Consider the following 22,359-nt stretch of genomic DNA (forward strand, 5'->3'; position numbering starts at 1 on the left):
GCATAGCCGGGTTGCACCGGACCCCAGAGAATTTCAATACAGAAGGAAGAAAGGAGCTTTCCTGTGAAAAAAGTCTTAACGATGATAGGGAATATTGCGCTGTATCTCGGGGTCTTTTATGCGCTGCTCTATCTGCTTCGCTCCACTTACAATTACGAAGTGACATTGTCCTTCGCCAAGTTTCTGGACCGCAACCCGGCTATGTTTATGGCCGTGCTATTTACGCTCATTACGCTGGTGTATATGCTCATCTTTCGAATCAAGGCCTGGATCTGGCCGAATGCGGAGAGGAATTTGTTCCGCGCCGCAGGCTTCAAGAAGCTAAGCGCCTCGCGCGTTCTGCTGATGATTGGGTTAGGACTGGCGGGAAGCTTGTTCAGCATTGGACTTATCGTCATTGACGACATTGCGAATCTATTCCCGTCCATCCCTTTTCTGGTCGACGATTTGATCAGAGGCGATTCGATTCTTTATGTCATTCTGGGAGCGGGCTTGATTGCGCCGGCATTCGAAGAAGTTTTGTTCAGGGGTCTTATCTTTGGCGAGCTTCGCAGAATCATGCCTTTGTATGTTGCCTTGGTGCTGCAAGCCGCGGCCTACGCTTATTTCCAGCCTAGCGCTGTGCTTTCGGTTATTAGTATCGGATCGGGACTGATATACGGCGTGCTGTATTTGCGTACGGGGTCCTTATGGGCGCCGATTCTGGTGCAGAACACGGCTATGGGCACGATTTTCCTATTCAAATACGTTGGATTCTACGAATGGTACGACAAGCTGGGCGATGTTGCGCTGTATATCCTTACAGCATTGTTCTTGGCTGCACTGCTGGGAGGCTCCCTCTATGTATGGCGGACCTCAGGCAGCGGCAAGGATGGGCACGCAGTTCATACGCTGACGGCAGATGCGCCGCCGGTAAGGAAGGGGATCTAACGATATGAAGCCTTGGGGAATTATGCTGTCTCGCGTTGTGGTCATTATTGGCCTGTATTTTGCCTGGTTCTTCACCGTTACGACGCTGTTTTTTGATTACATTTATCCGTTAAGCCCATGGTTTGAGCGAAACACGGTTACGGTCATTATTTTGAATGATATTGTAGGTCTGCCGTTAATGGTTCTGGCTTGGCGCTTTTTGTTCAAAGGGAATTTGTTCAAGGCCGCCAAGTTCCGCGTCATGGATCGCAGATCGGTCGGGATCGCCTTGTGGATCGGGCTTGGAGCGGGTCTGTTTACCGTCGCCTTCTCCCAGCTTCCTGCAATCGCGTCGGATAAATATCAATTCCGCGAACTGTTTGATTATCTGAATCGTGCGGAATGGTATGTGTTCTTTACCTTCTTAATTCTCGGCAACATCTACAAGGAAACGTTGTTCAGAGGCGTTCTGATGAATGAGTTCAGCCGCGTATTTCCGGTCTGGCTGGCAATCGGCATTCAAGGTGTGCTGTATGGAGCCCTGTTTTTCTTCGGGGATATCCCGCTGTCGTTGTACGGGTTCCTCGGAGCGGTTATTTTCGCGCTGCTGTACGTATGGTTCAAATCCATATGGGCGCCGATTGCTGCGCAAATCGCCTGTCAGGGCAGCCAATATCTGCTATGGCATTACGGGCCCGAGTCGGACAATGTAGCCGTCCTGTCTGTCGTCATGGCCATTGCGGCCGTTATGATTGCAGCCGGTATATTCTTCGCCGTGAAGCATCGCGGACGGGTTGCCGCGTCGTTGCCTGACGAGGCGGTGACATCGGCTTGAAGGGTTTCCTGATAGCGGCAAAGGCCGTGCTGTATTTGGTCATCTATGCGGCGATCGTGATGCTGGTCAATCAAGCGATGTACAACTGGATCAGCGATCCCAAGCTTCACGACTGGATCGTGAACAACTCCGGCATTGTGCTGATTGTCTCTAATATCATCGTGCTGGCGGTATACATCCCGATAATGCGATGGCAAAAAATGACGCTAAAGGATTTGGGCTTTGTCCCGCCGCGCAGCGGTTCGTTCTGGCTAGCCGCCGGAACAGGGATATGGCTGGGTCTGTTTATCACCACGTTTACCCGGTTGCCTTGGATCAAGGTTAACTTCCCGGCGATTGCGGATTTGGTCGCATTCGTAGCCGGAGGTCGATTCATCATCTTCCTGCTGGGCAGCCTGCTGCTCGGTTCCTTGCTGGAGGAATGGCTGTTCCGGGGGATGATCTTCCATACTTTAAGGCAGCGCTTGTCCGTGACGTGGACGATTCTGATTCAGGCCGTATTGTTCGGCGCCGTATTTATGAATGTGACGGTGGGGGCGTTCGCCGCGTTAGGCGCTGTCGTATACGGCATTGTCCGCGCCGGATCGCATTCGCTCTGGGCGTCGCTTGCGGCTCATATCCTCAGTACGGGCAGCCTCTACATCCTATTGAAATGGTCTGGCGATTGGCCATCCGGCACGCTCGGCTTGCTGGCCCTGATTAGCGGGCTTGGCATTGTCGCGCATGCAGGCTTGCTGCTGCGCCGGTCTAATAGAAGCGTGGACAAGGGAAAAGCCATCAGCGGTACTACTACTAGCTAGGAGGGATTGGCGCCATGTTTCAACTGGATCTGCTGGATGCCAAAAAAGAGTATGACACATCCGGGCGGAAAGGGCGGAGTGGAGGTTCCATCTCCGATATTTCCCTCAAGGATATTGCCATTGTCGGGATATCCGCCAAGCTGCCGCGCGCAGAATCGCATGAGGCTTTCTGGGAGCTTCTGCGAAGCGGGCGAGATCTTGTAGGCGGATTCCCTGAATCACGCAAGGAGGAACTGAAGCCGTATTTGCGCCTCATGGAGGCGCAATACGGCTCCATCTCCTTTTTTGACGGAGCGTATTTGGACGATATATCTGGTTTTGATTATTCTTTTTTTCGGCTTTCACCCAAAGAAGCGTCGTTAATGAGCCCTGCTCAGCGGCTGTTTCTGCAGACAGCCTGGCAGGCGCTTGAGGATGCGGGGTATGGCGGAGATTCGCTGCACGGCTCGCGTACCGGAATCTTCATCGGGCATAACGCGGATGCGCTTCATGATTATAAGCGGCTGATTGAAACGCTGAACCCGGACGCTTTATCCATGGCGGCTCCCGGCAATTTAAGCTCTATGATTCCAAGCCGAATCTCCTATCTGCTTAACTTGCGGGGGCCAGCGATCAGCGTGGATACGGCATGCTCTTCCTCGCTGGTGGCCCTGCATCTCGCTTGCCAATCCATTCGCAGCGGCGAATGCGAGGCGGCAATAGCCGGCAGCGTGAAGCTGAATGTGCTGCCGATGGATACGGGCATTCGCCTTGGCATCGAATCGAGCGACAACCGGGCCAAAACGTTCGATGAGTCGTCGGACGGCACCGGAATCGGCGACGGCGTTGTGGCGCTGCTGCTGAAGCCGCTCGCCCGAGCCTTGGAGGAAGGGGATCACGTCTATGCTGTCATCAAAGGCAGCGCGATGAATCAGGACGGCAGCTCGGTCGGCATCACTGCGCCGAATGCGCTGGCGCAGGAAGACGTCATTGTACGCGCATGGCAGGATGCGGGCATTGATCCCGAGACGGTGACGTATATGGAAGCTCACGGCACAGGAACTTCGCTGGGCGATCCGATCGAAATCGACGGCCTTACGCGCGCTTTCCGAAGATATACGGATAAAAAGCAGTTTTGCGCGATCGGCTCGCTGAAGACCAATATCGGGCATCTGGATCATGCGGCAGGCATTGCAGGTCTGCTAAAGGCGATATTATCGCTAGTGCATAAGCAGATTCCCCCTACGCTCCATTACCGTTCGCCCAATCGCAAAATTCCATTTGTAGATTCCCCGGTGTATGTGAATGACGAATTAAGCCCATGGGAGACGGAAGACGGCGGAGCCAGAAGATGCGGAGTCAGCGCGTTTGGCATGAGCGGAACTAACTGCCATGTCATTCTGGAGGAAGCTCCGGCTAAGCGGCAAGCGGGACGAGGTGGCATGGGAGGAATCGGGACAAGGCAAGCTGTGACAGCTGCCGCATTGCAACCGGATTCCGCCGGGACAGAGCTGTTCTGTTTGTCTGCTCATAGCAAGACGGCACTGGAGCGGCTTGTGCGGCTGTACCGGGACTGGGTTGCACAGCACAACGACGATGAGAGCTGGGACCTTGCCAATGTCTGCTACACCTTGGCGGTAGGCAGAGGCGCGCACCGCTACCGGCTTGCCATTGCGGTGAGCGGCCGGGAAGAGCTTGCGCAAGCGCTGCATGCCGCAGCCGAAGGCGAACTGTCCGAGCTTGCGCTGCCTCGCGTCTATTACGGCGTAGCGGATTCACAGACGGCCGGGGATTTGCGCAGGCAGCAGGATGAGCACGAACGGGAGCTGGAAGCCGCGGAGCTCGGCCGTCGCTTTGCTGCCGGTCATGCCATCGATTGGAAGAAAGTTTATGAGGGAAAACGCCGACAAAGGCTGTCGCTCCCGGTTTATGCGTTCGATCTTCATCGTTGCTGGGTGGAGGAGGATCCGCATGCAGCAGCGTTTCGAACGCCGTCGGCCATGTGGAGTGACAGGTGGCTGATCGAGGATATGCCCCAGCAGCTAAGGCAGGAGATGGAGGAGTCCTTTGCCAGATGGCAAGCGGCACTGGAAGCGGAGCAGGGACAGCCTGAGCATAGCGGCAAGCGTGTGATGTTAACTGGAGTGTGTTCCGGCCTGAAGTGGGAACAGTCTGTTGCGGATGTATGGGGAGAATTGCTCGGCTACGCCGAAATGCCTGCGGATGCCGGTTTTTACGATCTTGGCGGTGATTCTATCATCGCGCTCAAAATTGTGAACCGGATTAGCGAGCTTGCGGGTGTCCGCATCCAGGTCGTGGATTTGCTGGCCCATTCGGATTTGCCTGCGTTTACAGCAGTTATTGAACAGCGGCTGCGGGAGAAGAATGCTGCTATTGCGGGCGGGGAACCTTCTGGCCTTGGATCGGAAAGCACCGTTGCATCTGTCGCCGGGCTTGAGAACGAAGCCATACCGAAGGCCGACTGGCAAGAGCATTATCCGGTTTCTTCACCGCAAAAGCGCATGTATCTGCAACAGCAAGCGATGCCGGATGACCGAAGCTATAATTTGCCCGAATTGCTGGAGCTGGCCGGGGAATTGGACGCGGACCGGCTGGAGACCGCCTTGCAAATCATTGTGGAGCGGCATGAAACGCTTCGGACCACGTTCCATGTGATAGACGGACAGATCAGGCAGCGTGTTCACGCCAGCATCCCATTTCAATTAGTTCGCATGGAAGCGGAGGAGCAGGAAGCCGGCAGTGTGCTGCAAAACCTGTACCAGCCGTTCAAGCTCGATACGGCGCCGTTATTGCGCGCAGCATTGCTGACACTGGAACCGGAGCGGCATATGCTGTTTCTGGATATGCATCATATTGCTTCTGACGGCATGTCCGCGGGCATTTTGCTGTCAGAGCTGATGGCCTTATACCAAGGTCATTTGTTGCCGCCGCTTGAGCTGCAATATAAGGATTATGCAGTGTGGCAGGAGTCAAGGCCACCTGCCGAAGCAGCGGAGCGATATTGGAGGGAGCAATGCCAGGGAGACTGGCCGGTACTGGAACTTCCGACCGACTTTCCCCGTCCTCCTGTCAAAGGCAATCGAGGTGAAACGTTCGAGCTTTATGTGGATGCCAATCTCATGGCGGAAGTACGAAGCCTCGCTGCGCAGTCGGGCGCAACGCCGTTTATGGTGCTGCTGGCGGCGTATTACACGTTCCTCGCCCACTACACGGGCGCCGAGGATATCGCAGTAGGAACGCCGATTGCGGGACGGTCGAGGCGCGAGCTGGAAGCGGTGGCGGGCATGTTCACCGGCACACTGGTCCTGCGCGCTTATCCCGAGGCGAATAAGCCGTTCAAAGCTTTTTTGAATGAAGTGAAAGAGATAGCCACCGGAGCGTATGCGCATGCGGATTATCCGTTTGAGGAAATGACGCATTGGATGGATAGAAGGGATGCCAGCAGAAGCCCGTTGTTCGACACGATGTTTATCATGCAAAACTTAGGCATTCCGGCTTCTTCAACGGAAGGTTTGTCGTACCGCCATAAGCGATTCGAGCATGGCACGGCCAAATACGATTTGATGATTCAAGCAGTGGAAAATGGCGATCGATTGCGCCTTGTCGTGGAGTTTAATACAGATTTATTCCTCCGCGCGACAGCGGAGCGGTTCATGAAGCATTATGTGCAGCTTCTGCGCAGCTTGACGCTCCAGCCGGGCGCTGCGCTAGGCGAAGCGGTCATGCAGACGGAAGAAGAGCGCAAGCAATTGCTTACGGTAGGGAGGCGCGAAGCGGAATTTCCGCCGCCGCGATGCCTGCATGAAGTCTTCACGGAGCAGGCGGCAGCTGTACCCGACTTGCCGGCCGTATCATTCGGCGGAGATGCCTTGACGTATCGGGAGCTGGATGCCCGTACGGATGCGCTTGCCCGAACGCTGCGTGCCAAAGGCGTTGGACGCGGCAGCGTGGTCGGGATTATGGCGGAGCGGTCCATACCGATGTTCACTGCGATGCTTGCCGTCATGAAGGCGGGAGGCGCTTATCTGCCCGTGGATCCTCATTATCCAGAGGAGCGCATCCGTTATATGCTGTCGGACAGCGGCGCGGAGCTGGCATTCACAGACGGCTCTTGTCCCGATGCGGCAGCTTGCGTGCCTGCAGCGCTTCACATGCTGGATTTGGCGGATGAAGCCCTGTATTCGAACGAAGAACATGCCTTGATCTCTTTGGCGCAAAATGCGGCAAGCGCAGATGATCCCATGTATGTGATCTATACATCCGGCTCGACTGGTCAGCCGAAAGGGGTTATTGTGCCGCACCGCAGCTTCTTCAACTTCGGACATTCGCTGAGGACGTTTTTTGACGGGCAATATGGAGCGGGGGACAGAGCATTAAGCCTGACTAACATTTCATTTGATGTCAGCGTAGCGGAGTTGTTTATGCCGCTTATGTTCGGCGCCTGCACGGTGCTTTATCCTGAGCCGAAGCATCTTGATCCGCGCAGGATAGCTGCGATTATAGCGGAGGAACAAATTACTTTTGCCTACATCCCTCCTTCTCTATTGAAAGAGGTAGCCCGTCTGCTAGAGCAAGAGGACGGCGGCATTAAGCTGGACAAGATGCTCGTTGGCGTAGAGCCGATCAAGGACGAGACGCTTGCGCTGTATACGGGGCTGAATCCCGCTATTCGCATTATTAACGGATACGGTCCGACGGAGGCGACGGTCTGCTCCAATATGTATGTTTATAAGCCGGGCGCTTACCGCGGCGGTTATGTGCCGATTGGCGGGCCGATGCATAACGTTCAGATTTTCATTTATGGATATGGCGGTCAGCTCGCTCCCTTCGGCGTAGCCGGAGAGCTGTATATTGGCGGGGACGGCCTTGCCCACGGTTATATGAATAATCCGGAAATGACAGCCAGCCGATTCCTGCCTCATCCGGAGCAGCAAGGACGCGCGATGTACCGCACCGGAGATATTGCGAAGTGGCTGCCGGACGGCAACGCCATGTATGTGGACCGTGCCGACCAGCAAATCAAAATCAGGGGCGTCAGAATCGAGATGGGCGAAATTCGCTCCCAGCTTCTCACCCTTCCCGAAGTGGAAGATGCGGCCGTTGTGGTCCGCATGCACGAGCACGGCGAGAAGGAGCTATGCGCGTATGTGGTAGCTTCCGATAAGCTACCATCGCGAGAGTGGAGAAGGAAGCTGAAGGATAAGCTCCCGGAAGCGATGATTCCTGCTTATGTCGTGGCGATTGATGCAATCCCGCTTACCCCGAATGGAAAAGTAGACCGGCGCGCTTTGCCGGAGCCGGAAGCCCAGACGCGGGAGCGTTCGGAGCTGGAGCTGCCGCGCGACGAGGCGGAGGAGCGGGTTGCCGCGATATGGAGTGAAGTGCTTGGCGATACAATAGGGCCGTTCGGCATTTACGACGACTTTTTCGAGCTAGGGGGCCATTCCCTGAAAGCCGCTGTTGTCGCAGGGAAATTGCAGCAGGCTACAGGCATTGAAGTGCCGCTCAGCGTCATGTTCGATCGCACGACGATTGCGGACATAGCTGCGTGGCTGCAGGAGCAGGACATCTCCGCAGAAGCGATTCAGCCGATTCCAAAGGTGGAGCGCCGCGAGTGGTATCCGATGTCGCGCTCCCAGCGCCGGCAATATATGATGCAGCTGCTGGCCGGTGAAGCCACGATGTATCATGTACCGTTTGTTATCCGGCTGCAGGGAAGACTCGATGCAGACCGGCTGGAAGCGGCATTCACGTCGCTCATTAGCCGGCATGAGAGCTTGCGGACGACATTTCATCTGACCGATGAGCAGTTCATGCAAGTGGTGCATGAGCCTTATTCGTTCCATCTGGAAAGGCTGCATCAAGCAGTATGGTCCGTGGATGGCGCGGTTAGTGAAGACCGGCCAAGCGAGATGCCGGTGACGGATCTGATGGAGGCGTTCAAGCGGCCGTACCGTCTGGATCAGCTGCCGCTGCTGCGGGCGGGATTGATGCGGCTGGATCATGAAGAAGAGTATCTGCTGCTGCTGGACATTCACCATATTGTGACGGATGGCGTGTCCTCCGGCCTATTGGTGAAGGAATTGACGGAGCTTTATTCCGGTCGCGCTCTTCCGGAGCTTCGTGTGCAGTACAGCGATTATGCGGTATGGCAGGAAGCCAGGTTTGCGGATTCTGTCTATGAGGAGGATGAACGCTACTGGCTGGATACCTTCGAGGGCAAGCTGCCAGTGCTGGAGCTGCAGACGGATCGTCCAAGGCCGCCTATGCAAAGTTATAGAGGCCACAGGCTTGCGTTCACCTTGGATGCCGGGACAACAGCGATGGCGCGAAAGCTGGCGCGGGAATCCGGGGCGACGTTATATACGGTGCTGCTTGGCGCGTTTGCCGCGATGCTGGCGAGATACAGCGGCCAGTCCGAGGTGATCGTCGGCACGCCCGCAGCAGGCAGGGAGCATGCCGATACGCATGGCATGATCGGGATGTTCGTCAATACACTTGCGCTGCGAACACGACCGGAAAACGGCAAAACGGTGCGCCATTATGTGGCAGAGCTGCATGATCATGTCCTGCAGGCGCTTCAGCGTCAGGCGTATCCGTTCGAGGAGCTGGTGGAGAAGCTGAAGCTGGATCAGGATAACAGCCGCAATCCTTTGTTTGATGTCATGTTTGTATTGCAGAATATGGATCGTGCTGTCATGGAGGGGGATGGCGTCGTATTTGGCGAGATGCCGTTCGATGCCGGAACCAGCAAGTTTGACCTGACTTTGGAAGCGGTGGAGCAGGAGCATGAGATTGAGCTGCAGCTGGAGTACGCATTGGATTTGTTCCATGAGGACACGGCCCGCCGCATGGCGGGAAGCTATGCTGTGCTCCTGCGGGAGATGTGCGGCAATCGGGACGGGACGATCGGCGAGCTGGAGCTGATTAGTGCGGACGAGCGCGAGCAGCTGTTGGCGGTATTAGCTGGAAGGAGCGTGCCGGTACTGGGCGCGGACAGAGAGAGGAGCAATGACTGGATGGAACAACAAGCGCAAGAGGGGATATCGGAGCTGCAAGGAGACAGCGCCCGGGTGGTACCGCAAGCTACGGCAGAATGGATCGGAATTGTGCAGGAAGTGGAGCGCCAAGCTGCGCGTACGCCGGATGCTCCAGCGATTCAATTCGGCGCAGTAACGGTGACGTATGCCGAGCTGAACGAGCGTGCGAATCGGCTGGCTCATTCCCTTAGAGCACAGGGAGTAGGGCCGGAACGTGTTGTAGCGCTAATGGTCGACCGCAGTCCGCTTATGCTCATCGGCATATTCGGCGTGCTGAAAGCGGGCGGCGCATACGTAGCTATTGATCCGGCGTATCCGAAGGAGAGAATCGACTGGATGCTGGAGGATTGCGGAGAAGCGCTGCTGCTGACCGAAAAAGCGTATGCCGGGCAGGTATCCGGGGCGATTGTCGAGTGGTACTTGGACGACCCTGAGCTTTACGCTATGGACAGAGGCAACCCGGAGCCGCTTAATAAACCTGGGGATTTGGCCTATGTGCTGTACACGTCAGGCTCGACCGGACGTCCCAAAGGCGTGATGATCGAGCATCGCGGCTTGTCCCATTTCATCAGCGGCTTCAAGGACAGAATTCCTCTTGAGCGGGGACAGGGCATTCTGGCGATGGCATCGGTCTCCTTCGATATCTTCGTCGTGGAAAATCTGCTTCCGCTAACGCTGGGAATGCGGATCGTACTGGCAAGTGAGGAAGAGCGCAATGATGCCATCCTGCTGCAAGGATTAATCGCTGCTCATGGGGTGGATGTGGTGCAAATAACGCCATCCCGCTTCAAATGGTGGAGGAACCAAACGGGTGAAACCGACGGCTTGCAGGGACTAAGCGTGCTCATGATCGGCGCGGAGCCGCTGACAGCGGATTTGCTGGCCAGGCTGCGCGCTACAACGGGAGCCCGATTGTTTAATCTGTACGGACCGACGGAGACGACGGTCTGGACCTCGATCCGCGAAGTGACCGAAGGCGAGGATATTACGATCGGAACCCCGATTGAAGGCTCCGTCATGATGGTGCTTGACGAGGGATTGAAGCTGCAGCCGACAGGCGTTGTCGGCGAGATATGCATTGGCGGCGCTGGCGTCGGACGAGGGTATCTTAGCCATCCGGAGTGGGATGTCGCCTTTGTGACGAACCCTTATGCGCAGGGCGAGAGGATGTACCGTACGGGCGACCTCGGCCGCAGGCTTGAAAACGGCGAATTCGTCTACGCTGGCCGCCGTGACTTTCAAGTCAAGATCAGAGGTCATCGGATTGAAATCGGGGAAATTGAACAGCTGCTGCTGCGCCACGAGCAAGTGAAAGAAACGGTTGTTACGGCTTTCCAGGAGGAGGACGGAGATTATGCGCTATGCGCCTATATCGTCCTGAATAATCCTCAGGCTGCGGAGTCGGAAGGGGACGATCACACCCGCAGGATGATCGGAACGCTGCGCGATTATTTGGGGGATAAGCTTCCAGGGTATATGGTACCGGCCTTTATGATGTTTCTGGATGCCATTCCGCTTACGCCAACGGGCAAGATCGACAGAAGGGCGCTGCCGAAGCCAGGAGAGGCTGATGCAGGCAAGCGAGAGCTTGCTCCGCTGTCGAAGGATACGGAGCGCAAGCTGGCGGCGATCTGGCGGGAACTGCTGGGGACCGATGCAATCGGGGCCAAAGACAGCTTCTTCGAGCTTGGCGGACATTCCTTGAAGGCGGCTAGCATGGTGGGCCGCATTGCGGAACGATTCGGCCTGCAAGTGACATTGCGCGATATATTCATGAATCCATCGCTGGAAGGTTTGGCCGCTTTGCTGGACAACAGCGGAACAGAAGCGGGCGAACGCATTCCGAAGCAGCCCGAACAAGAGCACTACCCGATGTCCCGGGCGCAGCGCCGCCAATATATGATGGGGCTCATATCGGGCGAGGCGACGATGTATCATGTTCCGTTCGCCGTCCATATGCAAGGAAAGCTTGATGTGGACCGGCTGGAGGCGGCTTTCCTCGCAATCATGAAGCGTCATGAATCGCTGAGGACGACGTTCCATCATGAGGAGGACGAGTTCCGTCAGCGTGTGCATGCGGAGCCGGTCTTTACACTGGAGCGCAACGCAAGGCTGAGAATGGCGGCAGTCAAGCTGCTTGCGGAAGGCGGAGATAAAGGGTTTGATAACGGAATCAGCATGCTGATGGAGCGCTTTATCCGTCCATTTGATCTGGGAAGCCTTCCGTTGTTCAGGGCTGGGTTGATCCAGCTTAGCGAAGAGCGTCATCTGCTGCTGTTGGATATGCATCACATCATCACCGATGGCGTATCGGTCAGCGTGCTGCTGAAGGAGCTGACGAGCCTGTACGGCGGCAACGAATTGCCGGAGCTCAGCGTTCAGTATCGTGATTATACGGTATGGCAAGATAGCAGAATCGGCAGCGAAGTTTACAAGGGACATGAACGTTATTGGCTGGAGGCGTTCGACGGCGAATTGCCTACGCTGGAGCTGAAGACGGACACGCCAAGGCCGGAATTGCAGCGGTTCGAGGGCAATCTGATTTTGTTCACGTTAGATGCGGAGATGTCCGACAAGCTGCGGACGTATGCGCGCGAGCGCGGCACGACATTGTATACGGTATTACTGGGAGCCTATTCGCTCATGCTGAGCAAATGGAGCGGGCAAGAGGATATTATTGTGGGTACGCCGGTAGCGGGACGCAATCATGCGCAGCTGGAAGAGCTGATCGGGATGTTCGTCAACACGGTAGCTATTCGCAGCTTCCCGGAGGCGTACAGAACGATTGGCGATTATCTATCCGAGCTGCATGAGGATGTACTGCGGGCATTGGAGCATCAGGATTACCCGTTTGAGGATTTGGTGCAAAAGCTGGAGCTTGAACAAGACCGGAGCCGTAATCCGTTGTTCGACACAATGTTTATCCTGCAAAATATGGACCGTGTCGCATACCGCTCGGGCGGAATCGAATTTGAGCCGAAGGAATTTGACCCGGGGGTCAGTAAATTTGATTTGACGCTTGAAGCGGGAGATCGCGATGGCGCCATCGGATTCGTATTGGAGTATGCAACCAGCCTCTTCCGGAGAGAGACGGCACAAGCGATGATAGATGATTATCTAGCAATCGTACATGCCATGGTCGAAGGCGGCGGAAGCCGTAAAATCAGCGCAATTCTAGCAGGCCCTAACGGGGGCTGAACCTATCCATTGAATTGAAGGAGGCGGCAAGACATGAAGCAGTCGATGGAGAGAAAACCATTTAACGAGTTTTGGATGAACTGTATGCTAAATCAGGCGTTTTCTATTGCGGTGTCGGAGGAGCCCAGCTACAGGGATGCGGCTTATCTGAATATTTACCGTTATTATCCGTGGGAGGCCGCAACGGACAAGGACTTCCGCTATCCGACGATCGACACGCTGTATTACCTGGATAATCCGGCGAAGTTTCCTTTGTCGCAAGCGATCCGCTTTATTGAGCCCGGGCATTTCCGCAGCAAGGACACGGTGTTGGAGGAAATTAGGGACATGCTGCGGGGTGGTCGAAATCTGAGCGTAAACGTCGATTTATATGATTGGCTGCCGGGCAGCATGGCATGGAAGAAGTTTCATTGGTATCATTATTCGCTGTTTAACGGATATGACGAGGAACGCGGCACCTTCTATGTCATTGACGATACGCTAGCGGGATACGAGGAGCATGAAGTGCCGTCGGAAAGGCTGCTTAAGGCGTATGGCAATGCTGAGTACAATGTGAATCCGAACTACATGGGACCAGCCTACTACGTATACAATTTACAGGACAATATTCAACCCTACGAGCTGAAGCTGGCCGAGGTGGTAGAAAATGCGGAGCGGCTTGTGAAGGAGCTTGGCGCATTTTCGATTGAGGGCATGTGGAATGTAGATCCGGACCCGGAGAAGAAGCAAGCCCATCTGACGTACGGCCTAGTCGGCGTTAACATTATATGCAACCGGCATGTCGCCAACACCTCGCTGCTCCGTTCCATGCAGGAGAAGAAGCTGATAAGCGAGCCGCTCTGCCAGTCGTTGTCCGAACAGCTCGGTGTAGTTCGCGACGGATGGGATCTGGTGAAGGACCGGTTTGTGACCGGCGATTTCGAGCGCGGAAGAGAACTGGAATTGGCAAACGATTTGTTCGCAAAAGAAAAAGCGTTCTGGGCAACGCTTGCTGCAGGCGCTTAAGATCAATCGTTCAATCATGCTACCCGAGAGGCGGGCGTTATGATGGTCACTTTAATTTGTTTGCCTTATGCAGGAGGCTCCGCTCAAGTCTACAAACGCTGGACGGGAAAGCTTCATCCCTCCGTGCGTTTAGTCCCTGTCGAGCTGTCGGGCAGGGGAAGCCGGATGGGGCAGCCGTTCTACAGGAATGTAGCGGAGGCTGTACAGGATGTATTGCCCCTGGTGCGGGAAGCGGCGCTTGGCGGCGGATCGTATGCTTTATTCGGACACAGCATGGGAAGCTTGCTGGCTTACGAGCTGCTCCATGCGCTGAGAGAGGAGAATAGGCCGCTGCCAGTCGCGGCCTTTCTCTCGGGCAGAGGCGCGCCTCATTGCGAGCATGAACAGAGGCGCTGCATACACGAGCTGCCGGATGACGCGTTTCTGGAAGAGGTGAAGGGGCTTGGCGGGATGCCCGCCGAGCTGTTCCAGCATCGTGAGCTGCTGGAGCTGTTCATGCCCATCCTGAGAGCCGATTTCAAGCTGGTTGGCGAATACGAGGCTCAGCCGCGGAAGCCGCTGCCGCTCCGGCTGACGATACTTAGCGGCAAGACAGACAGCACGGTGAAAGGTTCATTGAGCGATTGGGAGCCTTATGCGGCAGGAGGCTGCGATCGGTTTCTGTTCGAAGGCGGACATTTTTTTGTGCATGAGCAGGAAAAGGATGTTGTGGCGCTGCTGAACAAGACGCTAACGCAGGTTCCTGCCTTACTATGATCCCGGAAGGAGCGTGACGGATGATGCTGGACAAACATGCGATATGGTTTCCGGGGCAAGGCTCACAGCGCGTCGGAATGGGGAAATCGCTGAGCGAGCGCTACGGGATCGTCAAAGAAACGATGGATGAAGCGAATGAAGCGCTTGGGCTGCGGCTGGATCGCTTGATGGTTGAGGGGCCGACGGCTGAGCTGACCAAGACGGAGAATGCCCAGCCGGCTATTCTTGCGCTTGGGGTAGCGATGTACCGCGTGTACTGCAGGGAGTGGGGATATGCGCCCGTGCTGGCAGCCGGACATAGCCTGGGCGAGATCACGGCATTAACTTGTGCGGGAGCCATTGCGTTCCCGGATGCGCTCAGGCTTGTGCGCAGACGTGGAGAGCTGATGCAGGGGGCTGCGGCTTCGGGCATCGGTGCGATGGCAGCTGTAAACGGTCTTAGCCCTGAAACGGTTGAGGTTGCTTGCTCGGTCATCAGCTCAGATGCTGCGGGCGGCAATGGCGTCGTCGTGGTATCCAATCTGAATTCATCGAAGCAAACGGTCATATCCGGGCATCAGGAGGCGGTCAAGGAAGCGACCGAGAGGCTGATTCAGTACGGGGCCTCTGTCATTCCTTTGCAGGTGAGCGCGCCGTTCCATAGTCCGTTGATGGCGCCTGCCGCAGCACAATTCGCTGAGGAGCTGAGCCGTATTTCCTTCCGAGAGCTGAGCTTTCCCGTAGTATCTTCCTTGACAGGCTTGCCTTACGGGAATGCGGGTGAAATTCCAGAGCTGCTGGCGAGAGGGCTGACTGACCCCGTTAATTGGATAGCGGTTGTCCAGTTTCTGCAGAGCCATCATATTACTGCCGCTGTCGAGCTTGGGCCGGGCACGGTGTTAAAGCGATTGTCGCAATCGGATCGTCTAAGCGTATTTGCATTCGATGACAGGGAGGATGAAGCGCATCTGGTGGCGGCGAGCCGGCAAAAAAGCGCTTATTCGATTGAGCTGCTGAATCGCTGTCTCGCGATTGCTACCTGCATCCGCAACCGGAACTGGAATACTGATGAGTACGAGCAAGGCGTTGCTGCACCTTACCGCAAGGTGCAGCAGCTTATCGAGCGGCTGCGCGAGACGGACGAGCGAGTGCTGGAAGAGCATGTGGCAGAGTCGCTCTTGATGCTGGAATCGGTGTTCCGCACCAAAGGCGCGCCTGCCGAAGAGAGGGAGCGGCGGCTCGCAAGCCTGCGGGATGAGTTCGGATTGCATGAGCTGCCAGACTTATCATCTTACGCACCACAATATGCAAGCAGTCTTCAATAGGAAGGAGCTGGGTATAGTGATCCGGCAAGCTCTAGATTGGGATGAACGAGATATAAGCGACAGCTCCGCATCACTGCCTGCTCCCGTCGAAATTCTGCAGGAGCTGATCCGCTTCAATACGACCAATCCGCCGGGAGAGGAAGCCGCATGCATCATGTATATCCGGCAATTGCTGGAGGATGTGGGCATCGAGACGCGGATTGAAGCGCTGGATCCCGGCAGGCCCAATCTGCTGGCAAGGCTGAAGGGCAGCGGAGCTGCTCCTCCGCTGCTGCTGTACGGTCATGTGGATGTCGTCGGTGTCGACAAGCAAGTGTGGAGCCGGGACCCCTTCGGCGGAGAGATCCATGACGGCTTCGTCTGGGGACGGGGCGCGCTCGATATGAAAGGTGGCGTGGCGATGCTGGTGTCCGCCTTTCTTCGGGCACATGCCCGCAAGCTGCCGCTGCGCGGCGACCTTATTCTGGCGATTGTGAGCGATGAGGAAGCAGGCGGCGAATACGGCGCCTCCTTTCTGGTCAACCAACATGCCGACTATTTTAAGGATGTCCGTTACGCAATTGGCGAGTTTGGCGGGTTTTCATTCCATGCGCTCGGAAAAACCTTTTATCCCGTTATGGTGGCGGAGAAGCAGCTTTGCTGGCTGAAAGCGACGATCCGCGGAGACGGCGGGCACGGCTCGATGGGCAAATCAGGCGCCGATTGCATGGCGCAGCTTGGCCGGATGCTTCAGTCGCTGAGCCAGAACAAGCTGCCGATTCGCCCCCATCCGGCAGCCCGATATATGATTGAAGGCATGGCTGCTGCGCTGCCGATTCTGCCAGCCTTGCTCCTGAAGGGGCTGCTGCGGCCGCGGCTGGGCAATGTGATCTTGAAGCTGCTGGGAGAGAAAGGGAGCATGTTTGCCCCGCTTCTGCGCAATACCGTGAACGCTACCGTTGTTCGCGGCGGTGAGAAGATTAACGTTCATCCCAGCGAAATTTCGGTCGAGCTGGACGGCAGAACGCTGCCGGGCGTAACGCCAGAGCAGTTCATCGAGGAGCTGTATGAGCATGTGTTAGATACGTCTATCCAGCTTGAAGTGCTTCGCCATGATCCCTGTGCTGCCGCTCCTGATATGGGTATGTTCGGACTCTTGTCTGATGTCTTGAAAGAAGCGGACAAGGAGGCTGTACCGGTGCCGATGCTGCTGCCTGGGGGAACGGACGGAAGATTATTTGCGAGGCTCGGCATTCAAACCTACGGGTTTCTCCCCATGCCGCTGCCCAAGGAGCTGCAGTTCACCAAGCTGATTCATGCGGCGGATGAGCGTATTCCGGTGAACGCAATCGACTTCGGCACAGATGCAATCTATCGGGTGCTGGAGCGTTACGGAGAATAGCGGCGCACATGAGCAAAGCCCCCATGCTAGGAATGAAAATAGCGCAAGCTTTCAGGCGATGTCAGCCGCAAAGCTTGCGCTATTTATTTAACTTTTATCAACTTACTGCTTCTAATGAACGTTTTTAACTTTACATTCATTGGTAATTGCTTCAAAATAGGGATGAATGGAAAAAAGGTCTGCTGCATGTTGGCAAAGGGGGATTCCTGTGCATGTAAAGAAAATATTCCATAAAACAAGCGGTTGGATTGTTTTCATTTTGTTTGCAGTTTGTCTATCTGTTTGGGCGGTGAAGGTTAACAGTAACGCACATTCAACAACTATTCCATTTCCTTATACGCATGCAGACCATATAGATCCCGAAACGCTAACCAACGAGATCCTGTTCGCAATTGGATATCCGAATGCCGTTCCGATTGTCACAAAAGCAGATACGTTCAGGGTTGTATTATATAATCATCCCCATCAACAAGAGCTTGATATGAAATGGCATAGCTTAACGTCCAATTTCACGATCCGTGTACCCGAAAAAAATCTTGGCTTATCCTATCAACTGCAAATTCTTCCAAGCGGGGAGCTTCATATCTTATACCGAAATGAAATTAAATTTGAAGGGCTACCAAATGAAATCCCTCATCCGACTACCGGTTATGCTCTGATCGACCTATTCCGTGCAATACGGGATTTCCCGGCCGTATCGTATCGTGAGCTTACTGAATATGGGGGCAAGAGCGCTGACTTATACACAATTGGACTTAATGAGGGGCTATTATTAGCTGAGAACTTTTCTTATAACAAGTATGGTCCTGTGGAAAATGATGAGCAGAGAGATGGAATTCCCTTTTTGGTATCGAATATGAAGTGGGGCAAGATACGTGATGCTTCTCTGGAGGATGACGATCCTATGCGTTACTACAGTTATGGAGGAGAAGGTGGAACAAACGTATACTATTACCCCGGAAGTTAGTCCAATTGGATTATCGAACGGAAGGCGCTAAATGATTAGCGCCTTTTTTATTTATCAAAACAAGAGGCTAGATGGCGTTGACAGGAGGGGGAGTTTCTCAGAGTAACAAAAAAGGTTCCCGATCTGGTGAAGCCAGATTGGAAACCTGTTGATTACGTTATGGTGCGGTCGAGAGGACTCGAACCTCCACGGCTGTTACACCACTAGAACCTGAATCTAGCGCGTCTGCCAATTCCGCCACGACCGCATGTCATTTGACGTCAACGAAAATGATCTTACCATAAAGCTTGAATGCAGGTCAAGCATTTATTTCCTGATACTAAAAATAGTCGGGAAGCAAAAAAGCCCGGGAGCAAAGTTCCCGGGCAAGGTTCAAGCATTAGTTAAACGTAAAGGTAACATCGGAAATGGACCATGGCTGGCCGGGGAAGAAGAAGTAATACGTGCCTTGCGGCAAATTATGATAGGTATAGCTGAAATGACCGATTCCAAACATACTTGTTTGATTGTACAAAGAGCTGCCTTTGTAAAGCTTAACGTCATTATCACCCGGATAAGCGCCTCGTGTCGAGTAGCCGGTAATCGTAAGATCTCCTCCGCCTACAAGGGTATAGCCATAAGGGTATTGCAGCGCAGGTGTCGAAGCGGAAGCGGGCATTGCTAATATAAACGCCATTATAACTGCCAGCATGGTCAGCATAGCTCTTTTGGTTCTCATCGATCATCGTCCTTTCCAATCCGATATCTGAAGGGGATGTCTAGACAGATGCTGGCCAGCAAGGGGATGAAGAGGCGTTCACCTTCAAATTAAATCTAGCAAATGATGTAAAATTAGTCAACGAATATAAATAATTTCAAGCTGCTCTTTTGGGACCGAAATAAAAAAACATGCGATATGAGTGGCTGAGTCTGATCTAATAAAAGCACAAAAAAACTCACCGGTTGCGTCTCCGCAATGGATGAGCTTATCATGCATGGTTGGTGCGGTCGAGAGGACTCGAACCTCCACGGCTGTTACACCACTAGAACCTGAATCTAGCGCGTCTGCCAATTCCGCCACGACCGCATATGTTACTGACGAACCTTATTGTCGCATGTTATTGGAGGACAAGTCAACCATTTGCCTGAAGTTTAAATTTTCAGTCTAGTCCCTTAGTTCAAACAAGCCAGCTTTTCATAATTCATTCCTGTAAAGGAAATAATAAGCGAGACATTGCAGAACCTATACTTAAAGAACAGGAGTCTTGCTCATGAAAATGAACCGGAACAACGGACAACGAAAGCAGCTAATTCAAGCAAGCTTGTTGGTGAAGTGGTTCATCGGCTTACTGATGCTTGCGGCATCGTTGACGGCACCTGCAAGAGCTGACGCTTCCGTTATTCAAGGGTTGGCGGAGATTGGGAGCAAAGCTGCAGACAGCCGGAGTTTGGCTATCGTTATTGATGATTTCGGCAACGGAATGCCCGGCACAGAGGAGATGCTGAAGCTTCCGGTGCATATCACCGTTGCCGTTATGCCGTTCATGCCAACGACCAAAGAGGATGCGGAGGCTGCCCACCAGCTTGGACATGATGTAATTGTACATATGCCGATGGAGCCGAACAAAGGGCTGAAGAAGTGGCTTGGACCAGGTGCGATCACAGCGGATCTCAACGATGAAGAGGTGCGAAAACGGGTTGAGGAAGCGATCGACAATGTGCCTCACGCTATCGGGATGAACAACCATATGGGCTCCAAAATAACAGCGGACGAGCGCATTATGCGCGTCGTACTGACGGTATGCAAGGAGCGCGGCTTGTTCTTCCTGGACAGTCGCACGACATTCAAGACGGTTGTGCCGAAGATTGCCGAGGAGGTCGGCATTACGCTGCTCTCGAACGATGTGTTTCTCGATGATGTGTACACCGAGCAGCATATCTCGAAGCAAGTATCCGTATTGCGCAAGCATCTGGAAACCCATGATAGCGCCGTGACGATCGGCCATGTCGGCCCACCGGGCAAGAAGACCGCTTCCGTGCTGAAGCAGTCTATTCCTCGAATGCAGGATATTGCTACCTTCGTGAAGCTATCCGATATGGTGAACGGTTCAATGAGCGACCCATTTATATTGCCGAATCCCTGAAGCGATGGCATGTGCGATTTCATTCTGCTTAGCCGGGTTGGTCAGCATCGCTCTGTCCTCCGCATTGCTGATGAACCCCATCTCGATAATGACGGAGGGCTGGTCGACGCGCCGGAGCAAATAAAAAGGCTCTCCAAGCCGTGGTAGGCCGAGGGTTGCTTGCTGTCTGTTCAGCGCGTCTTGCAGGCAGAAGGCCAGCAAGGCGCTTTCCCCAGCATTCTGATGCAGCACAAGCGGCCCGCGCTTCGTGCTGTTTCGCGCGGCGTTCACATGAAGGCTGACCAGCAGCTCGCTTCCAATCTCTTCGGTTAATTGTCTGCGCTGGGACAAATCCTTACGATGGCGCGAGCGGGTATTATGCCATCTGTTCTCTTCGCTGAGCGCATAGTCGCCCGTCCGATTCATGATGGCGGGAATGCCTTGGCTTCTCAGCATGAGATAAAGCTTGCTTGCGACAGCAAGATTAATATCCTTCTCCAGGGTAGAGCCATGCGATGCGCCGCCGTCAATGCCGCCATGGCCCACATCAATAATGACGGTAGTATGAGGGAGCGTCCAGTTCTGCTCCTCGTCATAACGTTCGGAACGATCTTCTTGTGAAGCACTAGCCGCAGGGGCATATCCCCATATCGCGTATGTTAGCGCAATAAAACCTATGACAAGCAACCGATACATGATTGCAGCCTCCCGCATTCTGTTTGTATTCACCAATCAGTCCACCATGACGAACTAGCCTGCCTTTACATTATCGTGGCTATTCAGAGGTAAACTCATGCATGGTTAGGCGCAAAAAGAATGGGGAAAGCTTTAGATAGCAAGACATTACGGGAGGTGACGGATATGGCGGGAGGCAATGATCTGGTTAAGTATATGACCGAACAATTGGTGCAATATATAGAGACGCCTGCTGAAGAACGGAAGCAAGCACGAACAACAGCCAAAGCGTTAAGAGAGCCCTGGCTTACGCGCTGGTTCGGATGGGGACCTGCAAGCTTGCTTATCTGGTGGCGCAGCAAAAACCGTACGGAGCGTAATTCTTAACGATAAAACTTCCCTTGCTTCGTTAGAAGATCAATTGGCATATAACGGCGGTCATCTGACTCTTCCTTGGTTAAGGCAAGATAAAGCTGGCCGCCTTCCCACGTATCATAGCCCACAATCGACCACACTTGAAGCAGCTTGCCCTCATAGGATTCCACTGTATAACGAATTTCTTTCTTTTCTCCAATCCACTTCAACAATGCGGAATATTTCTGATCGGTGAACGATATAGGTGCCTTCGTGAGCCACGGCAGCCGGCCATATGGATTAAAAGAGGGGATCACGGTAGACTTTTTCACTTTTGCTTGGGCTTCAGTCAAGCCTGCAGGCAGAGAATTATTATCCTCGCCAGTCTGATTCCATTCGTCATCCTTGCTGACAGGAAGCTGCTCTCCCGATACGGCATCGGCGTAATGGACCCTCGATTTGGATGTGATCCGCCAGGCGGCATGAAGGGGATGAGTGTATACGCGCTCCGCTTTGATCTGCTTATATATAAGTTCAAGCTGCAGCAGCGAGAGCTGCAGCGATTGTTCATTGAATAAAGGGTAAGAACCAGTACCGTATTCGCCCAGTTGGAAGCTGCCTTCCTCCGTCGCATGTATGACCAAATATCCGACGGAAGCTTGCGTGGTATTTTGAATAACGGCAAGCCAGCTATGTGTACCTGGACCAAGGGGAGATACGGAGATCGTTGTCCCCTGCCAGCTTTTGTATCCGGGTTTGGCTGAAAGCTCGTCCACCCAGAACTTTGCTTGTTTCTGCACATCAGAGCTTGCCGAATCGGATGCTTGTCCGGTCGTCGACGCGTCAGCCTGAAAGCTGCCGATTCCTGCGGCAAGACACCAGAGGATTAGTAGAGCTGCGATCCATGATTTGGATACGATTTTTGACATTTCGTCATCACCTCAATACTTAGTGTAGCGGACGGGCTCGAAGAAGGCTGTTGCAACCTGTCGCGCAGCACGATGAATATTGAAGGTTTTTTTGCCGCAAAGAT

Annotated in this window: 14 protein-coding genes and 2 tRNA genes; 11 read left to right on the plus strand and 5 right to left on the minus strand. The window is 54.2% G+C overall.

All coding sequences use genetic code 11. The features are described from left to right. The first annotated feature begins 63 nt into the window (after positions 1 to 63). The 9 genes from AC0YNW_RS02170 (at position 64) to AC0YNW_RS02210 (ending at position 18,195) form a co-directional block, all read left to right on the plus strand. Positions 64 to 930, plus strand: a complete 867-nt coding sequence (locus AC0YNW_RS02170; protein WP_475830583.1) for a lysostaphin resistance A-like protein — start codon at positions 64 to 66, stop codon at positions 928 to 930. A 4-nt stretch (positions 931 to 934) separates the two neighbouring features. Continuing rightward, complete coding sequence (locus AC0YNW_RS02175; protein ID WP_475830584.1) at positions 935 to 1,744, plus strand: lysostaphin resistance A-like protein; 810 nt, start codon at positions 935 to 937, stop codon at positions 1,742 to 1,744. After that, a complete protein-coding gene (locus AC0YNW_RS02180) occupies positions 1,741 to 2,544 on the plus strand; it encodes a lysostaphin resistance A-like protein (protein ID WP_475830585.1) in 804 nt (267 codons plus the stop codon). Before AC0YNW_RS02175 ends, AC0YNW_RS02180 begins: the two co-directional genes overlap by 4 nt. Positions 2,545 to 2,558: 14 nt before the next feature. Continuing rightward, entirely contained in the window at positions 2,559 to 12,782 is a 10,224-nt protein-coding gene (locus tag AC0YNW_RS02185) for an amino acid adenylation domain-containing protein (protein WP_475830586.1), read from the plus strand. A 33-nt stretch (positions 12,783 to 12,815) separates the two neighbouring features. Then, entirely contained in the window at positions 12,816 to 13,787 is a 972-nt protein-coding gene (locus AC0YNW_RS02190; RefSeq protein ID WP_475830587.1) for a cysteine peptidase family C39 domain-containing protein, read from the plus strand. A 39-nt stretch (positions 13,788 to 13,826) separates the two neighbouring features. After that, entirely contained in the window at positions 13,827 to 14,543 is a 717-nt protein-coding gene (locus tag AC0YNW_RS02195) for a thioesterase II family protein (RefSeq protein ID WP_475830588.1), read from the plus strand. Between the two features lie 20 nt (positions 14,544 to 14,563). Further along, entirely contained in the window at positions 14,564 to 15,847 is a 1,284-nt protein-coding gene (gene fabD, locus AC0YNW_RS02200) for an ACP S-malonyltransferase (RefSeq protein WP_475830589.1), read from the plus strand. 16 nt (positions 15,848 to 15,863) lie between these two features. After that, positions 15,864 to 17,228 carry a M20/M25/M40 family metallo-hydrolase gene (locus AC0YNW_RS02205; protein ID WP_475830590.1) on the plus strand — a complete coding sequence of 455 codons (1,365 nt, stop codon included), beginning with the start codon at positions 15,864 to 15,866 and terminating at the stop codon, positions 17,226 to 17,228. Positions 17,229 to 17,436: 208 nt separating this feature from the next. Next, positions 17,437 to 18,195, plus strand: coding sequence for a hypothetical protein (locus tag AC0YNW_RS02210; RefSeq protein WP_475830591.1), 759 nt, complete (start codon positions 17,437 to 17,439; stop codon positions 18,193 to 18,195). Between the two features lie 160 nt (positions 18,196 to 18,355). On the opposite strand, the gene AC0YNW_RS02215 is transcribed toward AC0YNW_RS02210, so the two are convergent. The 3 genes from AC0YNW_RS02215 to AC0YNW_RS02225 form a co-directional block, all read right to left on the minus strand. Beyond that, positions 18,356 to 18,442 (minus strand) — tRNA-Leu (locus AC0YNW_RS02215). A gap of 132 nt (positions 18,443 to 18,574) precedes the next feature. Then, on the minus strand, positions 18,575 to 18,913 hold the full coding sequence (locus tag AC0YNW_RS02220) for a hypothetical protein (protein WP_475830592.1): 339 nt from the start codon (positions 18,911 to 18,913) through the stop codon (positions 18,575 to 18,577). Positions 18,914 to 19,174: 261 nt separating this feature from the next. Next, positions 19,175 to 19,261 (minus strand) — tRNA-Leu (locus tag AC0YNW_RS02225). A gap of 184 nt (positions 19,262 to 19,445) precedes the next feature. Between AC0YNW_RS02225 and AC0YNW_RS02230 the strand changes: the two genes are divergently transcribed. Then, positions 19,446 to 20,318 (plus strand): divergent polysaccharide deacetylase family protein, encoded by an 873-nt coding sequence (locus AC0YNW_RS02230; RefSeq protein WP_475830593.1) that lies wholly within the window; start codon positions 19,446 to 19,448, stop codon positions 20,316 to 20,318. Here AC0YNW_RS02230 and AC0YNW_RS02235 read toward each other — a convergent pair. Next, on the minus strand, positions 20,283 to 20,993 hold the full coding sequence (locus AC0YNW_RS02235) for an N-acetylmuramoyl-L-alanine amidase family protein (protein WP_387472070.1): 711 nt from the start codon (positions 20,991 to 20,993) through the stop codon (positions 20,283 to 20,285). The genes AC0YNW_RS02230 and AC0YNW_RS02235 overlap by 36 nt on opposite strands. 120 nt (positions 20,994 to 21,113) lie before the next feature. On the opposite strand from AC0YNW_RS02235, the gene AC0YNW_RS02240 reads away from it, so the two are divergent. Further along, positions 21,114 to 21,359: a YqzE family protein gene (locus AC0YNW_RS02240; protein WP_387472068.1), complete on the plus strand. Its 246-nt coding sequence runs from the start codon at positions 21,114 to 21,116 to the stop codon at positions 21,357 to 21,359. On the opposite strand, the gene AC0YNW_RS02245 is transcribed toward AC0YNW_RS02240, so the two are convergent. Beyond that, the gene (locus AC0YNW_RS02245; protein ID WP_475830594.1) at positions 21,356 to 22,255 is read right to left on the minus strand and encodes a hypothetical protein; all 900 of its coding nucleotides are present in this window, start codon (positions 22,253 to 22,255) and stop codon (positions 21,356 to 21,358) included. The two genes, AC0YNW_RS02240 and AC0YNW_RS02245, sit on opposite strands and share 4 nt — an antisense overlap. Between the last annotated feature and the right edge of the window lie 104 nt (positions 22,256 to 22,359).

The organism is Paenibacillus sp. J31R120, from assembly GCF_056269225.1.